This is a genomic window from Pseudarthrobacter sp. NBSH8, from assembly GCF_014217545.1.
Taxonomy (GTDB): domain Bacteria; phylum Actinomycetota; class Actinomycetes; order Actinomycetales; family Micrococcaceae; genus Arthrobacter.
Map to the genome: position 1 here is coordinate 797702 of NZ_CP043178.1, position 23998 is coordinate 821699.

The 23998-nt window shown below is 64.8% G+C and carries 23 protein-coding genes and 1 tRNA gene; 17 read left to right on the top strand and 7 right to left on the bottom strand.

The window, feature by feature from the left end:
- Positions 1–7: 7 nt before the first annotated feature.
- The 3 genes from FYJ92_RS03670 to FYJ92_RS03680 all read right to left on the bottom strand — a co-directional run bounded on the left by FYJ92_RS03670 (position 8) and on the right by FYJ92_RS03680 (position 1011).
- Positions 8–427 carry an NUDIX domain-containing protein gene (locus tag FYJ92_RS03670; protein WP_185262648.1) on the bottom strand — a complete coding sequence of 140 codons (420 nt, stop codon included), beginning with the start codon at positions 425–427 and terminating at the stop codon, positions 8–10.
- A 33-nt stretch (positions 428–460) separates the two neighbouring features.
- Positions 461–937 (bottom strand): DUF6314 family protein, encoded by a 477-nt coding sequence (locus FYJ92_RS03675; protein ID WP_185262649.1) that lies wholly within the window; start codon positions 935–937, stop codon positions 461–463.
- Position 938: 1 nt separating this feature from the next.
- Positions 939–1011 (bottom strand) — tRNA-Arg (locus FYJ92_RS03680).
- A gap of 83 nt (positions 1012–1094) precedes the next feature.
- On the opposite strand from FYJ92_RS03680, the gene FYJ92_RS03685 reads away from it, so the two are divergent.
- A complete protein-coding gene (locus FYJ92_RS03685) occupies positions 1095–1856 on the top strand; it encodes a DUF998 domain-containing protein (protein WP_185262650.1) in 762 nt (253 codons plus the stop codon).
- On the opposite strand, the gene FYJ92_RS03690 is transcribed toward FYJ92_RS03685, so the two are convergent.
- A complete protein-coding gene (locus tag FYJ92_RS03690) occupies positions 1853–2479 on the bottom strand; it encodes a hypothetical protein (protein WP_185262651.1) in 627 nt (208 codons plus the stop codon). The two genes, FYJ92_RS03685 and FYJ92_RS03690, sit on opposite strands and share 4 nt — an antisense overlap.
- Before the next feature lie 32 nt (positions 2480–2511).
- Here FYJ92_RS03690 and FYJ92_RS03695 point away from each other — a divergent pair, with 32 nt between their 5' ends.
- From FYJ92_RS03695 to sucD, 5 genes are all read left to right on the top strand, one after another.
- On the top strand, positions 2512–3357 hold the full coding sequence (locus tag FYJ92_RS03695; RefSeq protein WP_185262652.1) for an inositol monophosphatase family protein: 846 nt from the start codon (positions 2512–2514) through the stop codon (positions 3355–3357).
- Positions 3358–3455: 98 nt separating this feature from the next.
- Positions 3456–6029 carry a DNA helicase PcrA gene (pcrA, locus tag FYJ92_RS03700; protein WP_185262653.1) on the top strand — a complete coding sequence of 858 codons (2574 nt, stop codon included), beginning with the start codon at positions 3456–3458 and terminating at the stop codon, positions 6027–6029.
- 169 nt (positions 6030–6198) lie between these two features.
- The gene (locus tag FYJ92_RS03705) at positions 6199–6906 is read left to right on the top strand and encodes a hypothetical protein (RefSeq protein ID WP_185262654.1); all 708 of its coding nucleotides are present in this window, start codon (positions 6199–6201) and stop codon (positions 6904–6906) included.
- Between the two features lie 222 nt (positions 6907–7128).
- Positions 7129–8298 (top strand): ADP-forming succinate--CoA ligase subunit beta, encoded by a 1170-nt coding sequence (gene sucC, locus FYJ92_RS03710; RefSeq protein ID WP_185262655.1) that lies wholly within the window; start codon positions 7129–7131, stop codon positions 8296–8298.
- 11 nt (positions 8299–8309) lie between these two features.
- The gene (gene sucD / locus FYJ92_RS03715) at positions 8310–9212 is read left to right on the top strand and encodes a succinate--CoA ligase subunit alpha (protein WP_056346687.1); all 903 of its coding nucleotides are present in this window, start codon (positions 8310–8312) and stop codon (positions 9210–9212) included.
- A gap of 173 nt (positions 9213–9385) precedes the next feature.
- On the opposite strand, the gene FYJ92_RS03720 is transcribed toward sucD, so the two are convergent.
- The 3 genes from FYJ92_RS03720 to FYJ92_RS03730 form a co-directional block, all read right to left on the bottom strand.
- Complete coding sequence (locus FYJ92_RS03720) at positions 9386–9835, bottom strand: MarR family winged helix-turn-helix transcriptional regulator (protein ID WP_185262656.1); 450 nt, start codon at positions 9833–9835, stop codon at positions 9386–9388.
- 199 nt (positions 9836–10034) lie between these two features.
- The gene (locus FYJ92_RS03725; protein WP_185262657.1) at positions 10035–10529 is read right to left on the bottom strand and encodes an SRPBCC family protein; all 495 of its coding nucleotides are present in this window, start codon (positions 10527–10529) and stop codon (positions 10035–10037) included.
- Positions 10526–10885, bottom strand: a complete 360-nt coding sequence (locus tag FYJ92_RS03730; protein WP_185262658.1) for a helix-turn-helix transcriptional regulator — start codon at positions 10883–10885, stop codon at positions 10526–10528. The genes FYJ92_RS03725 and FYJ92_RS03730 overlap by 4 nt, the downstream gene beginning before the upstream one ends.
- A gap of 170 nt (positions 10886–11055) precedes the next feature.
- Here FYJ92_RS03730 and FYJ92_RS03735 point away from each other — a divergent pair, with 170 nt between their 5' ends.
- From FYJ92_RS03735 to FYJ92_RS03785, 11 genes are all read left to right on the top strand, one after another.
- Positions 11056–11460, top strand: coding sequence for a tautomerase family protein (locus FYJ92_RS03735; RefSeq protein ID WP_185263654.1), 405 nt, complete (start codon positions 11056–11058; stop codon positions 11458–11460).
- Between the two features lie 186 nt (positions 11461–11646).
- On the top strand, positions 11647–12681 hold the full coding sequence (iolC, locus tag FYJ92_RS03740) for a 5-dehydro-2-deoxygluconokinase (RefSeq protein ID WP_185262659.1): 1035 nt from the start codon (positions 11647–11649) through the stop codon (positions 12679–12681).
- Positions 12678–13601 carry a deoxyribose-phosphate aldolase gene (locus FYJ92_RS03745; protein WP_185262660.1) on the top strand — a complete coding sequence of 308 codons (924 nt, stop codon included), beginning with the start codon at positions 12678–12680 and terminating at the stop codon, positions 13599–13601. Before iolC ends, FYJ92_RS03745 begins: the two co-directional genes overlap by 4 nt.
- A gap of 7 nt (positions 13602–13608) precedes the next feature.
- Positions 13609–15558 carry a 3D-(3,5/4)-trihydroxycyclohexane-1,2-dione acylhydrolase (decyclizing) gene (gene iolD, locus FYJ92_RS03750; RefSeq protein WP_185262661.1) on the top strand — a complete coding sequence of 650 codons (1950 nt, stop codon included), beginning with the start codon at positions 13609–13611 and terminating at the stop codon, positions 15556–15558.
- 35 nt (positions 15559–15593) lie between these two features.
- Positions 15594–17105, top strand: coding sequence for a CoA-acylating methylmalonate-semialdehyde dehydrogenase (locus FYJ92_RS03755; RefSeq protein WP_185262662.1), 1512 nt, complete (start codon positions 15594–15596; stop codon positions 17103–17105).
- Between the two features lie 37 nt (positions 17106–17142).
- A complete protein-coding gene (locus FYJ92_RS03760; protein ID WP_185262663.1) occupies positions 17143–18060 on the top strand; it encodes a sugar phosphate isomerase/epimerase in 918 nt (305 codons plus the stop codon).
- A 26-nt stretch (positions 18061–18086) separates the two neighbouring features.
- Positions 18087–19100, top strand: coding sequence for a Gfo/Idh/MocA family protein (locus FYJ92_RS03765; protein WP_185262664.1), 1014 nt, complete (start codon positions 18087–18089; stop codon positions 19098–19100).
- Between the two features lie 113 nt (positions 19101–19213).
- Entirely contained in the window at positions 19214–20089 is an 876-nt protein-coding gene (locus FYJ92_RS03770; RefSeq protein ID WP_185262665.1) for a sugar phosphate isomerase/epimerase, read from the top strand.
- Positions 20086–21525, top strand: a complete 1440-nt coding sequence (locus FYJ92_RS03775) for a sugar porter family MFS transporter (RefSeq protein ID WP_255482292.1) — start codon at positions 20086–20088, stop codon at positions 21523–21525. Before FYJ92_RS03770 ends, FYJ92_RS03775 begins: the two co-directional genes overlap by 4 nt.
- A gap of 339 nt (positions 21526–21864) precedes the next feature.
- Positions 21865–22860: a substrate-binding domain-containing protein gene (locus FYJ92_RS03780; RefSeq protein WP_185262666.1), complete on the top strand. Its 996-nt coding sequence runs from the start codon at positions 21865–21867 to the stop codon at positions 22858–22860.
- A 67-nt stretch (positions 22861–22927) separates the two neighbouring features.
- Entirely contained in the window at positions 22928–23992 is a 1065-nt protein-coding gene (locus FYJ92_RS03785; protein ID WP_185262667.1) for an ABC transporter permease, read from the top strand.
- Positions 23993–23998 lie beyond the last annotated feature (6 nt).

Consider the following 23998-nt stretch of genomic DNA (forward strand, 5'->3'; position numbering starts at 1 on the left):
CCAGTTCTCAGCGGCGCAGCGCGGCCAGTTCCGGCAGGATGTGGTCGGTGAGCAGTGGGGCGAGGTCCGCGGGCAGCGGCGCGCCCCGGTCCAGCGCTGCCAGGTCCAGCCAGCGGATCTCGGCGATCTCAGCTGAGGGGTGTGCCGTCCAGGTTCCGGGTGCCGTAAACACGGTGGCCTCGATGTCCGTGGCGGCCTCGTTCGCGGCGTCGGCGATCCAGACGCCCATCAGCGCCAGCTCGCGCGGATCCACCACGATCCCCACTTCCTCCTGAAGTTCCCGCGCCGCGGCGTGCACGGCTGTTTCACCGGCTTCGGGCTTGCCGCCGGGGTGCATAAACATGCTGGTGCCGCGCTTGCGGACGGTCAGGAGCCGGCCGGCGTCGTCGAAGACACAGACGGCGGAGACAACGATGCGGGCTTTCACGGTACCGAGCCTAGCCTGTTCCGACGTGCCTGTTCAGACCAGTCGCTTCAGGGCCGACGTCAGCAGCAGGTCCTTGCGCGGGCCGGTCACATCCCAGGTGTAAGTGAATGTTTCCGGGCCTTCGTAGCTGTACGCCACGCGGTACGTATCGGGATCGCACCAGTGCCGGTCCTGGCTGGCCTCCGGCCTGAAACTCATCCGGTGGAAGGGCCGCCCGTCGGCAAAAAACACGTTCAGGGCGTCCGGCCGGGCGGCGGGTTTCAGGACGTATTCACGCGAGGCTGGGCCGGTAAAGGTAGGCCAACGCATGGTGCCTTCTTCACGGAAGTCCAGGCCGCCGTCGTGCGTGGGGGACAAACGTACGACGCCGGCAAAGGTTCCGTGGGTGCCGGTGGACCGGTCCAGCAGCTGCCGTTCGACGGCCCATTTCCCCTGAACGGGAAAGTTCCCGGCCGGCGGGGGGCCGAGCAGGTAGGCGCGGAGGTCGAACTCCGGTGAAGGAAGATTCAAGTGCCCTCGATTGGAATCGAACCAACGACACCGGCTTTAGGAGAGCCGTGCTCTATCCACTGAGCTACGAGGGCGCATGTCCGCTGTACCGGCAGGGCCGGTCCGTCCGGACACGGATACAAGCATACAAGGTGGTGGGCCGTACTACGCTCTTGGCATGAGATCAGCCCCGACGTCCGCGCCCGCCGGCGCCTACCTCCCGGACACAGCCTCCACCCGCCAGTACGTCGGCGCCTGGTCCGTCCTGAGTGTCCTGCAGTATTTTGTGGCGGAAACGGCCGTGATCGGAGCCTGGGGCGGCCCGCAACCCTACGACCGCCGGACCGGATACATCAGCGACCTCGGCGCGCTAAACTGCGGGATCTACGACGGACGGGACGTGTGTTCGCCGCTGCATTGGCTGATGAACGCCTCGTTTGTGGTCCAGGGCCTGGGGATGCTGCTCGGTGCGCTGCTGCTGGGCTCGGGGCTGCTGTGTGTCGCCGCCCGGGCCGGGGCCAGGGTCCAGCCGGCGCGCCGGAAGCCCTGGCTGGCTGCGGTCAGCGTTCGGATCCTGACCGGCGCCGCCGGTGCAGGGACCATGATCGTGGGTCTGGTGCCGGAAGACGTCGGCTCCGGCTGGCACTTCGTCGGCGCGTTGATGTACTTCCTGGCCGGCGCGTTGGCACTGCTGCTGCTGGGCGTGTTGTGGCTGCGGCAGACGCCCCTGGGGTGGTTCGTGCTGGGGTGCGGGCTGGTGTCGCTCGCCGCGCTGGTGACCGGCGGCCTCACGCGTATGGACGTGCCGGAGCCGGGCACGCTGGAACGGCTGATGGGTTATCCGGTCACCGCAGGCGTGGCGGCCGCGGGCCTCGTGATCGCCCAACGGGTGCGCCGGCAGCGCAAGGACGTGCGCGCTACTGCTGCCGCGCGGGCCTAGCCGGTTTTTGCGGGCTTTTTGCGCAGGAACACTGCCGCGGCCCCGGTCAGCAGGCTAAGAACGAACAGCACCCACCCCGCAACGGTAAGCCCGGACGCCAAGGCGACCTGGCCGGCGTCGACCGTTTCCGATCCCAGCGCGGCGTCGATGGCGACATTGCCCCACAGTCGGACCACCACAAACAGCAGCGGCACCGCCCAGAGAGCCCAGCGGAGCGACTTTTTGGCGACGTTGGTCCCGATCAGGAGCAGCCACGTGAAGCCGAAGATCAGCGGGAACAGCGTGCCGGCTGTTTTGTGGACGTAGTTGAGCTGGCCGCGGGCGTCGTCATCCATGACGGCGTTCAGTTGGCCAACGTAGCCGGCGTCAAAACCGCCCACGAGCGAGTCGGGCATGGCCAGCTCGCCGGAGAGCTGGGTGAGCTGCTGCAGCGTGAGCAGGTGGACGTACCAGAACAGGAAAAGGCTCACCGTCACGCCCGCGATGAGGATCAGGTTGGTGTTGTTCTGGGCCTTCTGCGGCGAACGGCCGGTGGTGGGGTTGATGACCGGCGGAAGGCTGTGCTGCGGAACAGCCGCCTTGGAGCCGTGCTTCTTGATCCGCTGCGCTGGGGTTTTGGCCATGGCTCCATTATCACTCCACCTAAACTGGGTCCATGACCATTGGCCGGCACAGCACCCTTGAACTTGACCCCGCCCTGGACGACTACCAGCTGGCATCCGCCCTGGTGCGCGAAGCCGGGCAGCTCGCCCTCCTGATGCGCATGGCCGGACTGCAGTCCCAGCAGAAAACCTCCATCTCCGACGTGGTGACCGCCGCGGACCACGCCGCGGAGGCCTATGTGCTGGAGCAGCTGCAGCGCTGCCGGCCGGAGGATGGCATCCTGGGGGAGGAGGGCGCCTCGGTGGCCGGCACCAGCGGCCGTACCTGGGTGATCGACCCCGTGGACGGCACCTACAACTTCCTGCACGGTTCAACGTACTGGTGCTCGGCCATTGCCCTTAGGGACACATCCGATGTACTGCTTGGCGCGATATTCCAGCCGGAGGAGGACAAGCTCTGGCTTGGCGGTACGGCCCGCGCCGCCACGCTGAACGGCGTGGCCCTCACCACTTACCACGGCCCGGCCGCTGTCCCGGACGGCGGGGCGCGTAACGCGACCGCACTCGCCGAACTCGGCGCCGCCACCTACATCCATCCCACCTGGCTGATGGATCCGCTCTGCGCCATGCCGTGGCACGCTGCCGCCACGTCCGCCGCGGCGCTGCGGATGTTCGGCTCCGGGTCCTGCGACCTGGGCAGGGTGGCCGATGGCCAGCTGGGATGCTGGTTCCAGCACAGCTGCCCGGAATGGGACTGGCTGCCCGGCAAAGCAATCGTGCGGGCCGCCGGCGGCGCCACCGACACGGTCCGGATCAACGGCTTGGACTGGTTTATGGCGGGAGGCGCGACGGCGGTGCGGGAGTTGCGTGCCGCCCTCGAGTCGGGCTCCGTGGCCTGAGTCCGGGCCTGCTATTGCGCGCGTCCGGGGTTGGCTCGCGGTGTTATCCACAGGGTTGGACCTGACTGTCAGCCCCACCGCCTAGACTTGTAGGCACCATGGATATGTTGTTTGACCCGTACTCTGACGGACCGTTCAAGGCCGCCACGCCAGCCTCCGCCCGCACCAAGTCGCGCCCGGAAGGCCTTGCTCCGGCCGCCGAATTCGGTGGCGGGGGGCCTGGCGGCGCGTCCGCCAACGGCTCCGACCACGCAGGAGAAGGCGCCCAGCACACGGGCGGCTGGGCCAACCAGCAGCCCGCTCGTGACGGCAACGGCGAGCCGGCCCACCACCGGCCGAACGCCGAGGAGCTCCTGCAGGGACTGAACCCGCAGCAGGAAGAGGCCGTTAAGCACGCCGGCGGAGCCCTGCTTATTGTGGCCGGCGCCGGTTCGGGAAAAACCCGCGTCCTCAGCAACCGGATCGCGTACCTCATTGCCACCCACCGTGCGCATTACGGTGAGATCCTGGCCATCACGTTCACCAACAAGGCCGCCGCCGAGATGCGGGAGCGCATCGCTGCCCTGGTGGGTGGACGTGCCAAGATCATGTGGATCTCCACGTTCCACTCGTCCTGCGTGCGTATCCTGCGCCAGGAGGCCGCCAACGTGGGCCGGAAGTCGAACTTCTCCATCTACGACTCCGCGGACTCGCTGAGGCTGGTTATCCAGGTTTCCAAGAGCCTGGACCTGGACCCCAAGAAGTTCGCGCCCAAGGCCATCCAGCACAAGATCTCGGCGCTCAAGAACGAGCTCATCGACGCCGATTCCTACGCGTCATCCGCGAACCACAACGATCCCTTCGAGTCCGCCGTGGCTGACGTCTTCAAGGGCTACACCCAGCGGCTTCGCCAGGCCAACGCCATGGACTTCGATGACCTCATTGCCGAGACCGTCTACATGTTCCGCGCCTTCCCCGCGCTCGCCGATTCCTACCGGCGGCGTTTCCGGCACGTCCTCGTGGACGAATACCAGGACACCAACCACGCCCAGTACGCCCTGGTCCGCGAGATCGTGGGTGAGGGCCCCGGAGCATCCGAGCTCACCGTCGTCGGCGACTCCGACCAGTCAATTTACGCGTTCCGCGGCGCTGACATCCGCAACATCGTGGAGTTCGAGAAGGACTACCCGGACGCCCGGACCATCAAACTGGAGCAGAACTACCGCTCCACCCAGAACATCCTCAGCGCGGCCAACTCCGTGATCTCGCGCAACCCCAACCGCCCCGACAAACGGTTGTGGACGGCTGAGGGCGACGGGCACAAGATCATCGGCTACGTGGGCGAGAACGAGCACGCCGAGGCCCAGTTCATTGCCAAGGAGATTGACCGGCTCCAGGACGAGGACAACCTCCGCCCCGGTGACGTTGCCATTTTCTACCGCACCAACGCCCAGTCACGCTCCATAGAGGATGTGCTGGTCCGGGTTGGCCTGCCGTACAAGGTAGTGGGCGGCACACGCTTCTACGACCGCAAGGAAATCAAGGACGCCCTCGCGTACCTCCGGGTTTTGGTGAACCCGGACGACGACGTGAACCTGCGCCGGGTGCTCAACGAACCCAAGCGCGGCATTGGTGACCGCGCCGAAGGCGCCGTGGCCGCGCTGGCCCAGCGCGAACGGATGTCATTTATGGCCGCCGCCCGGCGGGCCGAAGAAGCTCCCGGCATGGCTACCCGTTCCGTCAACGCTGTCCTCGGGTTTGTGAAACTGCTGGACGACCTGGCAGAGGTGGCCTCCGGTTCGGGTGCCGCCGCTGCGCTGGAGGCAGTCCTGGAACAGACCGGTTACCTTGCGGGACTGCGTTCCAGCACTGATCCACAGGATGAGTCCCGCGTGGAGAACCTGGCGGAACTCGTCGCCGTCGTGCGTGAATACGAACAGGAGAACCCGGAAGGGTCCCTGGGCGCTTTCCTGGAGCAGGTGTCCCTGGTGGCGGATGCCGACCAGATCCCGGATGCGCCGGGCGCGGACATCGACGCCGCCGTGGCGGAAGCCAAACGCCTCGGGGTAGTCACGCTGATGACCCTCCACACCGCCAAGGGGCTCGAATTTCCGGTGGTGTTCCTGACCGGCATGGAACACGGGCTGTTCCCGCACCAGCGCTCGGCCACGGACCCCAAGGAACTCGCCGAGGAACGCCGGCTGGCCTACGTGGGCCTGACCCGCGCCCGCAAGCGCCTCTACGTCACCCGGTCCGAAGTCCGCAGCATGTGGGGCCAAAGCCAGTACAACCCGGCCAGCCAGTTCCTCGAGGAAATTCCCGCCGAGCTGGTGGAGTGGAAACGCGAAGGCACCAGCAAGCAGTCCGGCGGGTGGGGGAGCAGTGCCTCGATCGGCTCCAGCCGTTACGGCGGATCCTTCTGGGGCGCCGGCACGTCCCGCGGTGCGGCGGCCGACTCGTCGGCAGGTTTCAACGCGGACGTTCCCGCAGCCATCGCCAGGAACCGGGTCCAGCCGCAGAAGGAGATTGTGGCCGTCGGTGTGGGTGACAAGGTCAACCACACCAGCTTCGGCAACGGCACGGTGCTGGCGCTGGAAGGTGCGGGAGACAAAACGGTGGCCAAGGTGAAGTTCGACGTCGGCGAAAAGCGTCTCCTGCTCCGCTACGCGCCTCTGACGAAGCTCGACGCCTAGCCACGGTTGCCCTTGTCCGGGCACGGCGCTTGAAGCTGTCCAGGACATGGACACGCTGGCCATCGTCGCAACCGGCGGGCACGGCACAGAAGCGTTGACAGCCCGGTACGCGCAACCCAACGAGGCCGCGGGCAGGCGCACTCCGGGCTGAGGCCGCTAGCGGGGCATAATGGAGGCCATGCGACGGACTGTATTGGGGATCCTGGCCGCCCTCTTCCTGCTGGCGGGCACTGCCTGCAGCATCACCACCGAGGACCCGGAATACGTAGCGCCGCCCCCGCTGCCGGCTATGGAGCAACTCGAACAGGCAGCGCTGACCGACCCCGCCGCGTTCAGGGCCAGCGGAGACGTTCTGTCCTTCATCACGGAAGACCGGAACATTGCCTGTTCCCTGACGTCGGCCCGTGGGGAACACCTCAACCTCCCGTATGAGTCGAACAGCTTCAGCGACGCGGCCAACAACAAGCTCGCGACCGTCCCCGTGGCGCATTGCGAGCTTGCCGGATACCCCAAACCTGCCGCGGGCGACATCAACGACGACTGCGCCGGCACCAGCCTGGGCTACCTGGGCGGCACGGCGCTGCTCAGCCCGGACAAGGCAACGTACGGGGGGTGCCGTTCCGGCGTCACACAAATGGAGGCCGCCTACGGACCCAAAGGAAATAAAAGCGGCCCGCTGACGGAACTGCCGGTCGTCGCCGAAGGCCAGAACCTGGAACGGAATGGGCTGCGCTGTACCGCCTACAACGGCGGCGTGGCGTGCGGAAACGTCTCTGCCGGCGTCGGGTTCTTTGTGGCACGGGACCGCTACGAACTTATTTCCAAGGCAGCGGCAACGGTCTCCGCGGCACCCACGGAGGCCCTAAAAACCCCGTAATCTAGGGGTTTTTCTACGCTCCATAGAATAGTGTCGTTTCTCACATAAGCGGTACTGTGGGACGGGCCGGTCCTCAGAGAGGGCTAGAGTTCCGAATGGAGCATTGCACTGTGTGGCTCGTTTTCGAACTTGTGGCAGGTGCAGGCAATCCGCAGCCCGGTCATCGTCTTCGGCGGTGCCCGACTGTACAGAAACTACTTCGACGTAGAAGGACACTAAACCGTGGACCTGTTTGAATACCAGGCGCGCGATATGTTCGAGGCGCACGGTGTACCCGTGCTTGCCGGCATCGTGGCGTACACCCCAGAAGAAGCAAAGGCAGCTGCCGAGAAAATCGGCGGCGTAACTGTCGTTAAGGCCCAGGTTAAGGCCGGTGGCCGCGGTAAGGCTGGCGGCGTCAAGGTTGCCAAGACCGCCGATGAGGCGTTTGAGCACTCCACCAACATCCTGGGCATGGACATCAAGGGCCACACCGTCAACAAGGTGATGATTGCCCAGGGTGCCGACATTGCCGAGGAGTACTACTTCTCCGTCCTGCTGGACCGGGCCAACCGCAACTACCTGGCCATGTGCTCGGTAGAAGGCGGCATGGAAATCGAACAGCTCGCCGTCGAACGCCCCGAGGCGCTCGCCAAAATCGCCATCGATCCCGCTGTGGGCATCGACCAGGCCAAGGCTGACGAAATCGTTGCAGCTGCAGGCTTCGATGAGGAACTGCGCGGCAAAGTCGCCGCCGTGATCCTCAAGCTCTGGGACGTCTTCAAGAAGGAAGACGCCACCCTCGTGGAGGTCAACCCGCTCGTCCAGACCGGCGCCGGCGACATCGTGGCACTGGACGGCAAGGTCTCCCTCGACGAGAACGCCGAGTTCCGCCACGCCAAGCACGCCCTCCTTGAAGACAAGGACGCTGCAGATCCGCTCGAGGCCAAGGCCAAGGCGCAGGACCTGAACTACGTCAAGCTGGACGGTGAAGTGGGCATCATCGGCAACGGTGCAGGCCTGGTCATGTCCACCCTGGACGTTGTTGCCTACGCCGGCGAAAACCACGGCAACGTCAAGCCCGCCAACTTCCTGGACATCGGCGGTGGAGCTTCCGCCGAGGTCATGGCCGCCGGCCTCGACGTCATCCTGGGCGACCCGCAGGTCAAGTCCGTGTTTGTGAACGTCTTCGGTGGCATCACCGCGTGTGACGCCGTCGCCAAGGGCATCGTCGGTGCGCTGGCCGAGCTGGGCCACAACGCGAACAAGCCGCTGGTAGTCCGCCTCGACGGCAACAACGTTGAAGAAGGCCGCCGCATCCTGGCCGAGGCCAACCACCCGCTGGTTACCCTGGCCGCCACCATGGACGAGGGCGCCGACAAGGCCGCCGAGCTCGCCAACGCAGCTAAGTAAAGGGACGCACCATGTCTATCTATCTGAACAAGGACTCCAAGGTCATCGTCCAGGGCATCACCGGCGGCGAAGGCACCAAGCACACCGCCCTGATGCTGAAGGCCGGCACCAACATTGTTGGCGGCGTCAACGCCCGTAAGGCCGGCACCACGGTCCTGCACGGCGACACCGAAATCAACGTTTTTGGCACCGTCAAGGAAGCCATTGCCGAAACCGGCGCCGACGTCTCCATCGTCTTCGTCCCGCCGGCTTTCACCAAGAACGCCGTGGTTGAAGCCATCGAAGCAGGCATCGGCCTGGTCGTTGTCATCACCGAAGGCGTGCCCGTCCAGGACTCCGCCGAGTTCTGGGCACTGGCCCAGTCCACGGTTGACGCCGACGGCAAGCAGGTCACCCGCATCATCGGACCGAACTGCCCCGGCATCATCACACCCGGCGAAGCGCTGGTTGGGATCACGCCGAACAACATCACGGGCAAGGGCCCCATCGGCCTGGTTTCCAAGTCCGGAACCTTGACCTACCAGATGATGTACGAGCTGCGCGACCTGGGCTTCTCCACCGCCATCGGCATCGGCGGCGACCCCGTCATCGGTACCACGCACATCGACGCCCTGGCCGCGTTCGAGGCTGACCCGGAGACCAAGGCGATCGTCATGATCGGCGAAATCGGTGGCGACGCCGAAGAGCGTGCTGCCGACTACATCAAGGCACACGTTACCAAGCCCGTTGTTGGCTACGTTGCCGGCTTCACTGCTCCCGAAGGCAAGACGATGGGCCACGCCGGCGCCATTGTCTCCGGTTCCGCCGGAACCGCCCAGGCCAAGAAGGAAGCCCTCGAGGCTGCAGGCGTGAAGGTCGGCAAGACGCCGTCCGAGACCGCCAAGCTGCTGCGCGAAGTCTACGCAGCGCTCTAGCACCAAGAAGTACAACGCGGGGTCACTTACGGCCCGTTCCACTCGGTGGAATGGGCCGTAAGTGACCCCGCGTTGCTTGTTTAAGTACCCCCTGGAGTTTTTGTCCAGGTAATGCCCTGTGCGAGGTGATTTCGGGGCATTACCTGGACAAAAACTCCGAGGGTGCTCGGTGACTAGGCGTTCGCGTGGAGCCGCGGGAGTGCGTCCACCAGCGCGGCCAGCTCGGGGATCTTCTGGGCCTCCGCCAGGGCCCGTTCCAGCGTGGCGTCATGGACCGGCCGGGTTTCCTCCAGCAGTGCGATGCCGCTGGGCGTGAGCTCGGTGTAGATGCCGCGGCGATCGTCCGCGCAGAGGATCCGGGTCAGCAGGGCACGGTCCTCAAGCCTGTTGACCAGCCGGGTGGTGGCGCTGGCGCTGAGCGCGGTGGCGCGGGCGAGCTGCTGCATGCGCATGTGCCAGCCGTCCTGGCGGCTGAGCGCATCCAGTACGGTGTACTCCACCACTGACAGCTTTGATTCGGCCTGCAGGGAGCGTTCCAGCTCACCCTCGATCATGCCGTGCAGCGCCGCCAGGGTGCGCCAACCCTGTGCGCGGACCTCCACGGCGTCGTCCTTGATGCCCATCTGTCTTTCCTCTCGCGGGTGCTCCGGCCGCCTGGCGGCATGAGGCGGAGCACAATCGATAATAATTGTTTGCGCGGTGCATCTGCTTGTGCAACAATAAATAACGCGCCTGCAACTACTAGTTTACGCGTCCTATCTCATTCCGTACAGTTTTCCCCTGGACCCGGACGGCTGCAGGTGGCCCGCACGTCGTCCGCGCTTAGGTGCTGTGCTGCACGTTGGCGCCGCTGAGCAGTTCGTCGAGCCGCTCGTAGCCCTCGGTCATGCCGCCTTCCATACCTGACTGGGCCATGCCGTCGCCGGCCTCTTGAGTGGGGTAGACCGAGTGGCCGCGGACGCGGGACCGGCCCTCTCCGAGATTCTCGAAGGTGAGGAACTCGATGCTGACCACGTCGGGGTAGCCGCCGAACTCGAAGGTTTGAATGGCAAATTCGTTCTCGCGGACAGTGCGATAGATGCCGCTGAATTCGTACGCGACGCAGTCGGGCCCGGTGTGCAGATAGCTGTAGCTGCCGCCAGCCCGGAAATCGAAGTGGTTGATTTCCATCTTCATGCCGCGCGGGCCGAGCCACTGGACGATGAGGTCCGGGTCCTTGTGGGCGAGGAACACGTCCGCCACCGGGTAGTCGAATTCGCGGTCGAAGTCGATGAAGGGGAGTCCTTCAGGAATGGTGAGATTCAGTGGATTGCTCATGATGGATCCTTGGGGTGGGTGCCGCCGTTGGCGGCAGTGGATCTGAGCACGGCGTCCAGGCTGCGGAGCTGCTCTTCGCGGACCAGCCGGTACTGGTCGATCCACGCTGTGAGTGCCTCCAGCCGTGCGGGATTCAGGTGGACGGGCCGGCGCTGGGCTTCCCTGCTGCGGGTGACGAGCCCTGCCTGCTCGAGGACCTGGATGTGCTTCGAGACCGCCTGCTTGGTGATCGCGAAGGGTTCCGCTAATTCGTTGACTGTTGCCTGCCCGCGGCTGAGCCGGGCGATGATCCGCCGCCGCACGGGGTCGGCCAGGGCCATAAAGGCTGCGTCCAGGGTGCCGTCGTCGGGGTTCATCGTGGTGCAAGCCTTTCCTGGTTGCTAATCAACTAATTCATTGATCAACTACTTGATTGGTTAACCATAACCGCCGACCTCGCCCGCATGAAAGGGGTTCCTGGAAATTTCCTTGCCATCGATCCTGATAGTTTGTTAGTATGTCAGGACAAACTATCAAGGAGATGAAAATGCCGCTGGTTCGAATCGATGTTAATCAAGGGCGCAGCTCCGAACAGTTGCAGCGCCTAAGCCGCGGAATCCACGATGCCATCCTCGCCGAGTATGCCATTCCGGAGCGCGACTACTTCCACGTCCTCACGGAGCATCCGCAGGGCCAGATAGTCGCCCAGGATGCGGGGCTCGGCTTCGAGCGCACCGCCGATGTGGTGATGATCCAGATCTTTACCCAAGGCGGCCGGAGCCAGGCGGCCAAGCAATCCCTTTTTGCTGCGATTGCTGCCCGACTGGCGGAACTTGATATTGCCGGTGAGGACGTGTTTATCGGCTATGTGGAGAATGCCGCCGGCGACTGGTCGTTCGGCTTCGGGCGGGCGCAGTACGTCACGGGCGAACTGGCGGTCCCCCGAAAGTAATACCGAGGTCGCCAATTCGGCCCCTAATGCAGGTTGTAAACATGTCAGTACAAACCTTTGACAGGACAATAATTCTAGGGCAAGGTAGTGGTTGTGGCCCCGCTCACGGGGGCCCGGCCAGGAACCGGAGTTCTAGCTCTTGCTGTACAGGGTATGGAGCTCAAACCAGAAAGGTCCGCGATTACCGTGACCCACGAACTGCTCACGATCGGGCGCATCAGTGTCGATATCTACCCGAACGACATCGGGGTGGATCTGGAGGACGTCACGTCCTTCGGAAAGTACCTCGGAGGTTCCCCGTCCAACGTGGCCGTGGCCGCGGCGCGGCATGGCCGCAAGGCAGGCGTGATCACGCGCACCGGTGACGACGCCTTCGGAAAATACCTCCACCGTGAACTGCGCAAGTTCAACGTGGACGATACGTTCGTTACACCGGTGAAGGAATGGCCCACCGCGGTGACGTTCTGCGCCATTATGCCGCCGGATGATTTTCCGCTCTACTTCTACGGGCGTTTCCCCACCGCGCCTGACCTTCAGATCAAGGTCGAAGAGCTGGACCTGGACGCCATCCGTGAGGCCGGGATCTTCTGGTCGACCGTGACTGGCCTCTGCCAGGAGCCCAGCCGCGAGGCCCACCTGGCCGCCCATGCAGCGCGTCCGCGGACCGGTCTCAAGGAAGGCCAGTACACCATCCTGGACCTGGACTACCGGCCCATGTTCTGGGCTTCCGAAGCGGATGCCCGGGCCGAGGTTGCAAAGATCCTGCCGCACGTCACGGTTGCCATCGGCAACGACAAGGAATGTGCCGTCGCAGTGGGCGAAGGTACCCCTGACGAGCAGGCCGACCGATTGCTGGCCGCTGGCGTCGAGATCGCCGTCGTCAAGCTTGGCCCCGAAGGCGTGATGGCTAAAACCCGCACCGAACGCGTTGTCTCGGCGCCGGTCCCGGTGGAAACCTTTAACGGCCTCGGTGCCGGCGACTCGTTTGGCGGAGCCTTCTGCCACGGACTGCTGTCCGGCTGGCCGCTGGCCCAGGTCCTGGATTACGCAAATGCCGCCGGCGCCATTGTGGCCTCCCGCCTTTCCTGCGCCGACGCCATGCCGACGCCGGAGGAAGTCACCTCGCTGCTGGCTGAACGCGGCCGCCTGGCACCGGCCCTGGCCGGTGCCGCCGCTTCACAACCGTCCCACACCACAGTTTCCGAAGGAGCAGCGTCTTGAGCGCCAACGATGATCCCCGCCGTTACCAGCACCTTAGTGCCCTCCGGCTGGAAGATCCCGACGCAGTTGCCCGTGCGGCAGCCACCCGGCGCCGCCATCCGGGGCTGAAGTATGGTGTGCAGAACTTCATCGTTGCCGCCGACCACCCGGCCCGCGGCGCCCTCTCCGTGGGAAACGCTCCGGTGGCCATGGCGGACCGCCTCGATTTGTTGGACCGCCTGCAGATTGCCCTGGCAAATCCCGCCGTCGATGGTGTCCTGGCGTCCCCGGACATCATGGATGACCTGCTCCTGCTGGGGGCACTGGAAGGCAAGCTCGTCTTCGGCTCGATGAACCGCGGGGGCCTGGCCGGCCTGGTGAACGAAATCGACGACCGCTTCACCGGCCACACGGCCGCGGCACTGGAAGCCCTGGGCGCCGACGGCGGCAAGATGCTGACCCGCATCTGCCTCGGCGACCCGGACACCGTCTCCGCCCTGGAAGCCACGGCACGCGCCGTCGACTCCCTCGCGGCACGCAAGCTGATCGCCATGGTGGAACCCTTCCTCTCGGTCTGGAAGAACGGCAAGGTCCGTAACGACCTCAGCCCGGACGCCGTCATCAAGTCCATCGCGATCGCCCAGGGCCTGGGCTCCACGAGCGCCTACACCTGGATGAAGCTCCCCGTGGTGGCCGAGATGGAACGCGTCATGGCCGCAACCACGTTGCCCACCGTGCTCCTCGGCGGGGACCCGGAAGGCACCCAGGATGAGGTCTTCGCCAGCTGGCAGGCCGCCCTGGCCCTGCCCGGCGTCCAGGGCCTCACCGTGGGCCGGACGCTGCTGTACCCGCACGATGGCGATGTGGCCGGGGCCGTCGCCACCGCCGCCTCACTGCTCAAGTCGCCCGTGCTGCAGTCATCAGCGAAAGTATCGGAGTAACGTCCCAATGAGTACAGCAACACGCAGAATGACGGTCGCCCAGGCCGTCGTCGAGTACCTGTCCAAGCAGTACACGGTGGACCGCATCGGCACCGAGGACTACCGGGAGCGGCTGATTCCGGGGACGTTCGGCATCTTCGGCCATGGCAACGTTGCCGGCGTCGGCCAGGCTTTGAAGCAGTACCAGCAGCTCGATCCGGCGATCATGCCGTACTACCAGGGCCGCAACGAGCAGGCCCAGGTGCACCAGGCCGTTGGCTACGCCCGGCACACCCGCCGCCGCCAGACGTTTGCCATCAGCACCTCGATCGGTCCGGGATCTTCGAACCTGCTCACCGGTGCGGCGCTGGCCACCACCAACCGCCTGCCGGTGCTGCTGCTGCCCAGCGACACCTTTGCCACGCGCGCCGCGGACCCGGTCCTGCAGCAGCTCGAGCAGCCGTACGCCTACGACATCACGGTCAACGACGCGTTCCGGCCGCTGTCGAAGTTCTTTGACCGGGTCTCCCGCCCGGAGCAGCTGTTCTCGGCGTTCCACCACGGGCTGCGGGTCCTGACGGATCCGGCGGAAACCGGTGCCGTCACCATCTCGCTGCCGCAGGATGTCCAGGCCGAAGCCTTTGACGTGCCTGAGGAGTTCCTGGCCGAACGCGAGTGGCGCATCCGCCGCCCCGAAGCCGACGACGAGGACATCCGCCGCGCCGCCGAGGCCATCCGGGCCGCGAAGCGCCCGCTGATCATCGCCGGCGGCGGCGTCCTGTACGCCTACGCCAACGAGGAACTCGCTACATTTGCCGAGTTGACGGGCATCCCGGTGGGCAACACCCAGGCCGGCGTCGGTGTCCTGCCCTGGGACCACAAGTTCTCGCTCGGCGCCATCGGCTCCACGGGCACGACGGCGGCCAACGCCATCGCCGCCGAGGCGGACCTGATCATCGGCATCGGTACCCGCTACGAGGACTTCACCACTGCCTCGCGGACCGCGTTCCAGAACCCCGACGTAAAGTTCATCAACATCAACGTCGCCGCCATCGACGCGTACAAGCACGGCACCTACCTGCCGATCGTCGCGGACGCCCGGAAGGCACTGGTCAAGCTGAACCAGGCCCTGGGCGGCTACCGCGTCGGCGCGGACCTCGCAGCGGCGATCGCCGCCGAGAAGAAGCGCTGGGACGCAACGGTGGACGAAGCATTCGACACCCGCTTCACCCCGCTGCCGGCCCAGAACGAGATCATCGGCGCCACGTCCCGGGCCATGGACGCGGCGGACGTCGTCATCTGCGCGGCGGGGTCACTGCCCGGTGACCTGCACAAGATGTGGCGCGTCCGGGACCCGTTCGGCTACCACGTGGAATACGCGTACTCCTGCATGGGCTACGAAATCCCGGGCGGACTCGGGGTTAAGCGCGCCGCGCTCGCAGAAGCCGCGCGCGGTGGCGAGCAGCGCGACGTTGTGGTCATGGTGGGGGACGGCTCCTACCTGATGATGCACACCGAACTGGTCACCGCCGTCGCCGAACGCATCAAGCTGATCGTGGTCCTCATCCAGAACCACGGCTACGCCTCCATCGGATCCCTGTCCGAATCCCTCGGTTCGCAGCGTTTCGGCACCCAGTACCGGGCGCTGAACGAGGAGCAGCACAGCTTCGACGAAGGCGAAACCCTCCCCGTGGACCTGGCCCTGAACGCCGAAAGCCTCGGCGTGAAGGTGATCCGGATCGAACCGGGGGAGAAGGTCATCGCCGAACTCGAACAGGCCATCCGGGACGCCAAGGCTGCGCCTGAACGCGGCGGGCCCATCCTGATCCATGTTGAATCCGACCCCCTGCTGGACGCTCCGAGCTCCGAATCATGGTGGGACGTTCCCGTCTCCCAGGTCTCGGACCTCGACTCCACGCAGCAGGCCTTCAAGACCTACACCGGCCACAAGAACCGCCAGCGCAAACTGCTCGGCTAGAACTCCCCCCTACAGACCGAAGGAAGTCCAACACCATGTCAACGACGACCGTCACCACCACCATCAACCACTTCATCAACGGGGCCGAAACCGCCGGCGTTGGTACCCGCACCCAGCCCGTCTACAACCCCGCCACCGGCGCCGTCTCGGCGGAGCTGCGGCTGGCCAACCGTGCGGACCTGGACAACACCGTCGCCGCCGCCCGCGCCGCCGCCGACACCTGGGGCGACATCTCCCTGGCCAAGCGCACCAATGTGCTGTTCAAGTTCCGTGAACTCGTCGCGGCACACGTCGACGATCTCGCCGAACTGATCACCGCCGAGCACGGCAAGGTCCTCTCCGACGCCAAGGGCGAGATCGGCCGCGGCCTCGAAGTCATCGAGTTCGCCTGCGGCATCCCCACCCTCCTCAAGGGCGACTACTCGGACCAGGTCTCCACCGGCATCGACGTCTTCTCCTTCCGCGAGCCGCTCGGCGTGGTGGCCGGGATCACCCCGTTCAACTTCCCCGTGATGGTGCCGCTGTGGATGGCCCCGATGGCCATCGCCGCCGGCAATGCCTTCATCCTCAAGCCCTCCGAGCGTGACCCGTCCGCCTCGATGCTGTTGGCCAAGCTGTGGAAGCAGGCCGGCCTGCCCGACGGCGTGTTCCAGGTCCTGCACGGCGACAAGGAAACCGTGGAGGGGCTCCTGACCCACCCGGACGTGGACGGCATCTCGTTCGTCGGCTCCACTCCGATCGCCCAGTACGTCCACGAGACCGCCACCAAGCACGGCAAGCGCGTCCAGGCCCTGGGCGGCGCGAAGAACCACGCGATCATCATGCCCGATGCCGACCTGGACAACGCGGCGGACCACCTCGCCGCCGCCGCCTTCGGTTCCGCCGGCGAACGCTGCATGGCCATCTCCGTGGCCGTCGCCGTCGGGGACGCCGCGGACCTGATCGTCAAGAAGGTCGAAGAGCGCGCTCTCGCCGTCAAGGTCAACAACGGCACCGCGCCCGACGCCGAAATGGGCCCCGTGATCACGCCCGCCTCCAAGGAACGGATCGTGAAGATCGTCACCGAGGCCGAAGCCGCCGGCGCGGCCATGGTGGTGGACGGCCGCGACCTGGTTGTCCCCGGCCACGAGCAAGGCTTCTGGGTCGGCCCCACGGTCATCGACCACGTCAAGACCGAAATGACCGCCTACACCGAGGAAATCTTCGGACCGGTCCTCGTGGTGGTCCGCGTCGATGACCTGGACGCAGGCATCGCCCTGATCAATGCCAACCCCTACGGCAACGGCACCGCGATCTTCACCTCCTCCGGTGCCAACGCCCGCAAGTTCCAGCGTTCGGTGACCGTGGGCATGATCGGCATCAACGTGCCGCTGCCCGTGCCGGTGGCCTACCACTCCTTCGGCGGCTGGAAGGCCTCGCTGTTCGGTGACAAGCACATCTACGGCCCCGAAGGCGTCTCCTTCTACACCCGCGGCAAGGTTGTGACCTCGCGCTGGCCCGAGCCCACCCATGCCTCGGGTGCCTCGTACAACTTCCCCTCCAACTAACCGCTGCTGCCGGGACAACAAGAAAGACGACGCCGTCATGACTGAAATAGAGAACAAGCTGATCATCGGCACCGCGCCTGACTCCTGGGGTGTCTGGTTCGCGGATGATCCGCAACAAACCCCGTGGGAACGGTTCCTCGACGAAGTGGCCGAATCCGGCTACAAGTGGATTGAACTTGGCCCCTACGGCTACCTTCCGTCCGACCCCGCACGGCTCGCCGAGGAGCTCAAGCAGCGCGACCTGAAGGTCACCGCCGGCACCGTGTTTACCGCTTTCCACCGCGGCGGGAGAGAGTACGACGCCGCGTGGGAACCCGCCCGAAAGGTCGCCGAACTCACCGCTGCGATGGGTGGAGAAAACATCGTTGTCATCCCGGCGATGTGGCGCGACGATGTCACTGGCGAGGCGGTCGAAAGCGGCGAACTCAACGACCGTCAGTGGGAGGATCTCTTTGCCGGGCACAACCGAATGGGAAAGACCCTGCTCGAAGAGTTCGGCCTGAAGCAGCAGTTCCATTCCCACGCCGATTCTCATGTCGGCGCGCAGCAGGACATCGAGACCCTCCTCGCCGCGACCGACCCGGAGTACCTGAACCTGTGTCTGGATACCGGTCACGCGGAATACTGCGGGGCCTCCAGCTTGGAACTGATCAAGAATTATCCGGACCGGATCGGCTACCTGCACCTGAAGCAGATCAACCCGGAGATCCTGAAGAAGGTCAACGCGGAAAATATGACCTGGGCCGCCGCGAACCTGGCCGGCGTTATGACCGAGCCGCCGAGCGGACTGCCGGACCTCCGCGCCGTGATTGAAGCCGTCGAGGCGCTGAACCGGCCCATTTTCGGCATTGTGGAGCAGGATATGTACCCCGTATCCTTCGACGTGCCGATGCCAATCGCTAAACGCACCCGGAACTACCTGCTCTCCTGCGGCTCCCGCACGGCCGTCAACTAAAGCTCACTGAATCAAAGGACAGAATCATGACTGACATTCTTCGCGTCGCTGTGATCGGCGCCGGCCGGATGGGCGCAGACCACATCCAGCGGCTCAACACCCGCATCCACGGCGCCGAAGTTGCCGCCGTCGTGGACGTGGACCTCGCCCGCGCCCAGGCCGCCATCGAAGGCATTCCGGGCGCCGTCGCCTTGGCCGACGCCGACGAGGCCCTGAACAACGGGGACGTCAACGCCGTCCTGATCGCCACCCCCGGCTTCCTGCATGAGGACATCCTGCTGAAGGCCCTCGCCAAGGACATTCCGATCCTTTGCGAAAAGCCGCTCACCCCGGATGTCGAATCAGCCTGGAAGATCGTTCAGGCAGAGGAAAAGCTGGGCCATAAGCGCATCCAGGTGGGCTTCATGCGCCGCTTCGACGCCGAATACGCGGCCCTGGGCCGGCTTATCCATGGCCACGACCTCGGCGAGCTGCTGATGCTCCACCACCAGCACCGCAACCCCACCACCCCGCCGGGCTTCACCAACGAAATGCTGATCAACGACTCCGTGGTCCACGAATTCGACGCGATCCGGTTCTTCACCGGTGAGGAAATCACCTCCGTCCAGGTCCGGCTCGGCAAGGCCACCCGGAACGCCCCGGCCGGCCAGCACGACCCCCAGCACGTGTTGCTCGAGACCGAGACGGGGGTCCTGGCCGACGTGGAGATCTTCGTCAACGCCAAGTTCGGCTACGAGGTGGCCACCCAGGCCTCCTTCGAGGATGGGATCGTGAACATCGGCGGCGACAAGGGCCTGTATACCCGCAGCGCCGGCCACTGGGGCGGCAACGTAACCCCCGGCTTCGAAGAGCGTTTCGGCGCGGCGTACGACGTCGAAATCCAGTCCTGGGTGGACGCGGCGCTCCGTGGCGAAATCGGCGGACCTACCGCCTGGGACGGCTACGCTACCGCCGCCTGCTGCGAAGCCGGCGTCGAGGCCCAGAAGTCGGGCGAAAAGGTCAAGGTCCGGCTGAACACCAAGCCGGACCTCTACAGCTAACAGCCCCGCCCGCTCCCGTAGTTTTTGTCCAGATAATGCGGCTTTGAGATCCTTCTCGGCGCATTATCTGGACAAAAACTCTAGATCAATGACGCATTTACCAAGGAGTGACCATGAAAATCGCCCTGGATCCCACCCCGTTCCACCACAGCCACAGCCTGCTGGAATTTCCGCACATCGCCGCCGATCTCGGTTACAAGTACCTGCAGCTGACCCCGCACGCGGACATGATCCCGTTCTACAACCACCCCAAAGCCGACGACGAGCTCGTGGCTCAGATGAACAAGGCATGCAAGGACGCCGGCGTCGAAATCGCGTCCATCCTGCCGGTTCTGCGCTGGTCCGGCCCGGACGAGGACGCCCGCGAGGCGGCGGTCCGCTACTGGAAGCGCGCCATCCAAATTGCCGTGGACCTGGGCGTCAGCACCATGAACACTGAATTCAGCGGCCGCCCCGAAAAGGCCGAAGAGTCAGAGCGCGCCTTCTACCGCTCCATGGAAGAGCTGCTGCCGATCATCGAGCGTGAAGGCCTGGACATCCTGATCGATCCGCACCCGGACGACTTCGTCGAAGACGGCCTGGCCGCCATCCGCGTCATCCGCGGCATCAACTCGCCCAACATCGGGATGGTCTACGTCGCCTCGCACTCGTTCCACATGGGCAACAAGCCCTTGGAGATCATGCGGGCCGCCGGGGACAGGCTGCGCCTGGTCCACGTCTCGGACACCATGGACCACCACGCCTCCCACGGCCTGCGCTACATCACCAACCCGCCCGGAAATGCCGTGCGTGTGCACCAGCACCTGAAGATCGGCGACGGCGACGTCAACTGGGACGAGTTCTTCGGCGGGCTCAAGGAAATCGGCTTCCTGGATAAGGACAACACCGTTATGGTGTCCAGCGTCTTCGCCGAAGATGACAACGCAAAGGACGTGTCGCGCTACCAACTGGCGACCATGAAGGAGCATATCCAGAAGGCGAGCGTATGACGGCGCCGGGGGCCTCACCGGCCGTGGCCCGGAAACCGACCGTCAATCACAAACGCGCACTGCGGACGGTCACCATTATTTCGACATTCGGGGGCCTGCTGTTCGGCTACGATACCGGTGTCATCAACGGGGCGCTGCCCTACATGCAGGAAGATCTGGGGCTGACGCCTCTGACCGAAGGCCTGGTGACGTCCTCGCTCCTGTTCGGTGCCGCCTTTGGTGCACTGTTCGGCGGCCGCCTCGCAGACCGCAACGGGCGCCGGAAGATGATCATGGTTCTGGCCATCATCTTCCTGATCGGAACGCTGGCTTGCACGTTCGCGCCAAGCACCGGGTTCATGATTGCAGCACGCTTCGTGTTGGGTCTGGCCGTGGGCGGTGCGTCCGTGACTGTCCCTGTCTACCTGGCTGAAGTTTCACCCAGCGCACTGCGCGGGCGCATCGTCACGCAGAACGAGTTGATGATCGTCACCGGGCAGTTGCTGGCCTTCATCTTCAACGCGTATCTCGGCAACACCTTTGGTGAGGCCGGTGGAATCTGGCGGTGGATGCTTGTCATCGCCACCTTGCCCGCGATCGCGCTGTGGGTCGGGATGAACTTCATGCCGGAAAGCCCCCGCTGGCTGGCCTCCATGGGAAGTTTCGGCGAAACCCTCAGCGTGCTGCAGCGAATTCGGTCCCAGACGGAGGCCCGTGCCGAGTTCGAAGAAGTCAAAGCGATGGCCGTTGAGGACTACAAGTCCAAGATGGGTTCCTGGCAGGACCTCGGAATTCCCTGGCTCCGCCGGATTTTCGTCGTCGGCATCGGGTTGGCTGTCATCCAACAGATCACGGGCGTCAACTCGATCATGTACTACGGAACCCAGATTTTGGCCGATTCCGGTTTTGGCCGGGAGGCCGCATTGACCGCCAACATCGCCAACGGCGTTATTTCCGTGCTGGCAACTTTCGTGGGGATCTGGCTGCTTGGCAAGGTGGGCCGCCGAAAGATGCTTATCACCGGCCAGATCGGTACAACGGCCGCCCTGCTGCTGATCGGCTTCTTCTCGCTGGTCCTGCCCGAAGGTATAGGCCGCGGCTTCGTGATTCTGGCTTTGACCGTCACCTTCCTGGCCTTCCAGCAGGGTGCCATTTCGCCGGTCACCTGGCTCATGTTGTCCGAAATCTTCCCGCTGAAGATCCGTGGTCTCGGGATGGGAGCGTCGGCATTCATATTGTGGATCGTGAACTTCCTGGTGGGCTTCGGCTTCCCGCAGCTACTCGCCGCTATCGGCCTGTCCAGCACATTCTTCGTGTTCGCGGTGCTGGGGGTGGGCGCCATCGCGTTTGCTGCCAAGTACGTCCCGGAGACCAAGGATAAGAGTTTGGAAGACGTGGAGCACTACTTCAAGCACGTTGCCGGCACTAAAGCCCTGGCTGGCAGCCCGGCCCCCTGACCTGCCCTGCTGGCGCAGAAGCCCCTTTGAGCCGCTCGAAGGGGCTTTTGCGTGCCCGGCGTCAGGCGCGGGCGTGCAGCCGGGGAAAGGCGCCCCTGAGGGGCCAGTCCGGGCACCCTCACCCCTGACGTGGCACTCTCCAGCGGCGGGCGCGGCGGAGCCAGCTTGGTCGAAGCCGACGCCGAGATTTACAGTCACCCACTGGTTGTTTTACGTAAAAACATCCTAATGTCAGGACAAACTATTGACTTATGTGAATTGAGTCACCATGATCGTTGTAGAAGGCCGACTGACTGGCGCAGCGAAGCGCCGAGGGGCCCGGATCAAAGGAGATAACTCGTGACGAAGTTTTCGTGGCGTAAGGCGGCCCTCGTGGCCTCTGTGGTGCCCATGCTGGCCCTGAGCGCGTGTTCAAGCAGTGGCGGCAAGGCTCCCGAGGCCGCCGGGGGCGGCGCCGCAGGCCAGGCTGTGTCCACGCCGAAGCTGAAGATCGCATTGATCACGCACGCGGCCCCGGGGGATACCTTCTGGGACATCGTGCGCAAGGGAGCCGAGGAGGCCTCGGCGAAGGACAACGTGGAGCTGCTTTACACGTCCGATCCTGAGGGCGGCCGGCAAGCCCAGCTGATCGAGCAGGCCATCAACCAGAACGTCGACGGCATAGCAGTGACCCTGGCCAAGCCCGATGCGCTTAAGGGCGCCCTGCAGAAGGCCACGGAAGCCGGCATCCCCGTAGTCAGCCTCAATGCCGGCGAATCGGTTTCGGCACAGCTCGGTGCCTTTACGCACTTCGGCTCGAATGAAAAGCTGGCCGGTGCAGCTGTTGGCGACAAGCTCCAGAGCGAGGGTTTGTCCCACCCCATCTGCGTCATTCAGGAACAGGGCCACGTTGGCCTTGAAGCCCGGTGCGCCGGCGTCAAGGACAAGCTGACCGCAACGGAAATCCTCTATGTCGCCGGCACCGACATGACCCAGGTGTCCTCCACCGTGACCGCCAAGCTGCAGGCCACCGCGGACGCTGACTCGATCGTCGGCCTGGGCGCCCCCTTCACACTCACCATCCTGAAGGCCGTCAACTCGGCCGGCAGCAAGGCCAAGGTGGCCTCCTTCGACATGAACGCCGAGCTTGCCCAGAAGATCGCCGACGGCGAGATCCTCTTCACCGTGGATCAGCAGCCGTGGCTGCAGGGGTACGGGGCGATTGATGCGATCTGGCAGAACAAGCGTGGCGGGTTCGAGATCGGCGGCGGCCAGCCGGTACTGACCGGCCCGTCCATCGTCGGCAAGGCCGCAGCGGCTGACGCACTCAAATTCGCCAAAGAAGGCATCCGCTAAGGATCCTTTGAGCCGGGTTCCGGGCCCTTGCGGGGCCCGGAACCCGGCCCGGAGTAGGAGAAGCACCATGACCCAGACCATTTCCAAGACACCGCCGTCGAAGACACCGCCGCCGGTCACTGATGAACGTGTCGGCAAACGCAATCCGCTACAGAAGCTCCTGGGCCGCCCGGAAGTCGGCGCCCTGGTCGGGGCGATCGTGCTGTTCGTGTTTTTCGCCTCGGTCTCCCAGACCTTCATCCAGCCCAACGCGTTCGCGACCGTGCTCTACGGCAGCTCCACGATCGGGATCATGGCCGTCGGGGTATCGCTGTTGATGATCGGCGGGGAATTCGATCTCTCCACCGGTGTCGCGGTGATCTCGTCCGCGCTGACCGCATCAATGTTTTCCTGGTACTTCGCCACGAACGTCTGGGTCGGCGTGGCCCTGGCACTGGTGGTGTCCCTGGCGATCGGGCTGATCAACGGCCTGATCCTGATGAAGACCAAACTCCCGTCCTTCATCGTGACCCTGGCATCGTTCCTGATGCTGACCGGCCTGAACCTGGGCCTGACCCGGCTGATCGGCGGATCCGTGTCCTCCCCGTCGATCTCGGACATGGACGGCTTCGCGTCCGCGAAGGCCGTATTCGCCTCCTCCGTCCCGATCGGGGACGTGGACGTGAAAATCACCGTGTTCATCTGGATCGGCCTGGTTGCGGTCGCGTCCTGGATCCTGCTGAGGACCAAGGTCGGGAACTGGATCTTCGCCGTCGGCGGCGACGCGAACGCCGCCCGTGCCGTCGGCGTCCCGGTCAACAAAACCAAAATCGGTTTGTTCATGGCTGTCGGGTTCTGCGGCTGGATCCTGGGCATGCACAACCTCTTCGCGTTCGACTCCGTCCAGTCCGGGGAAGGCATCGGCAACGAGTTCCTCTACATCATCGCCGCGGTCATCGGTGGCTGCCTCCTGACCGGCGGCTACGGGTCCGCGGTGGGCGGCGCGATCGGCGCGTTCATCTTCGGCATGGCCAACAAGGGCATCGTCTACGCCCAGTGGAACCCGGACTGGTTCAAGTTCTTCCTGGGCCTGATGCTGCTGCTGGCCACCATCGTCAACCTCATCGTCAAGCGCCGCGCGGAACTCAAGTAAAGGGGC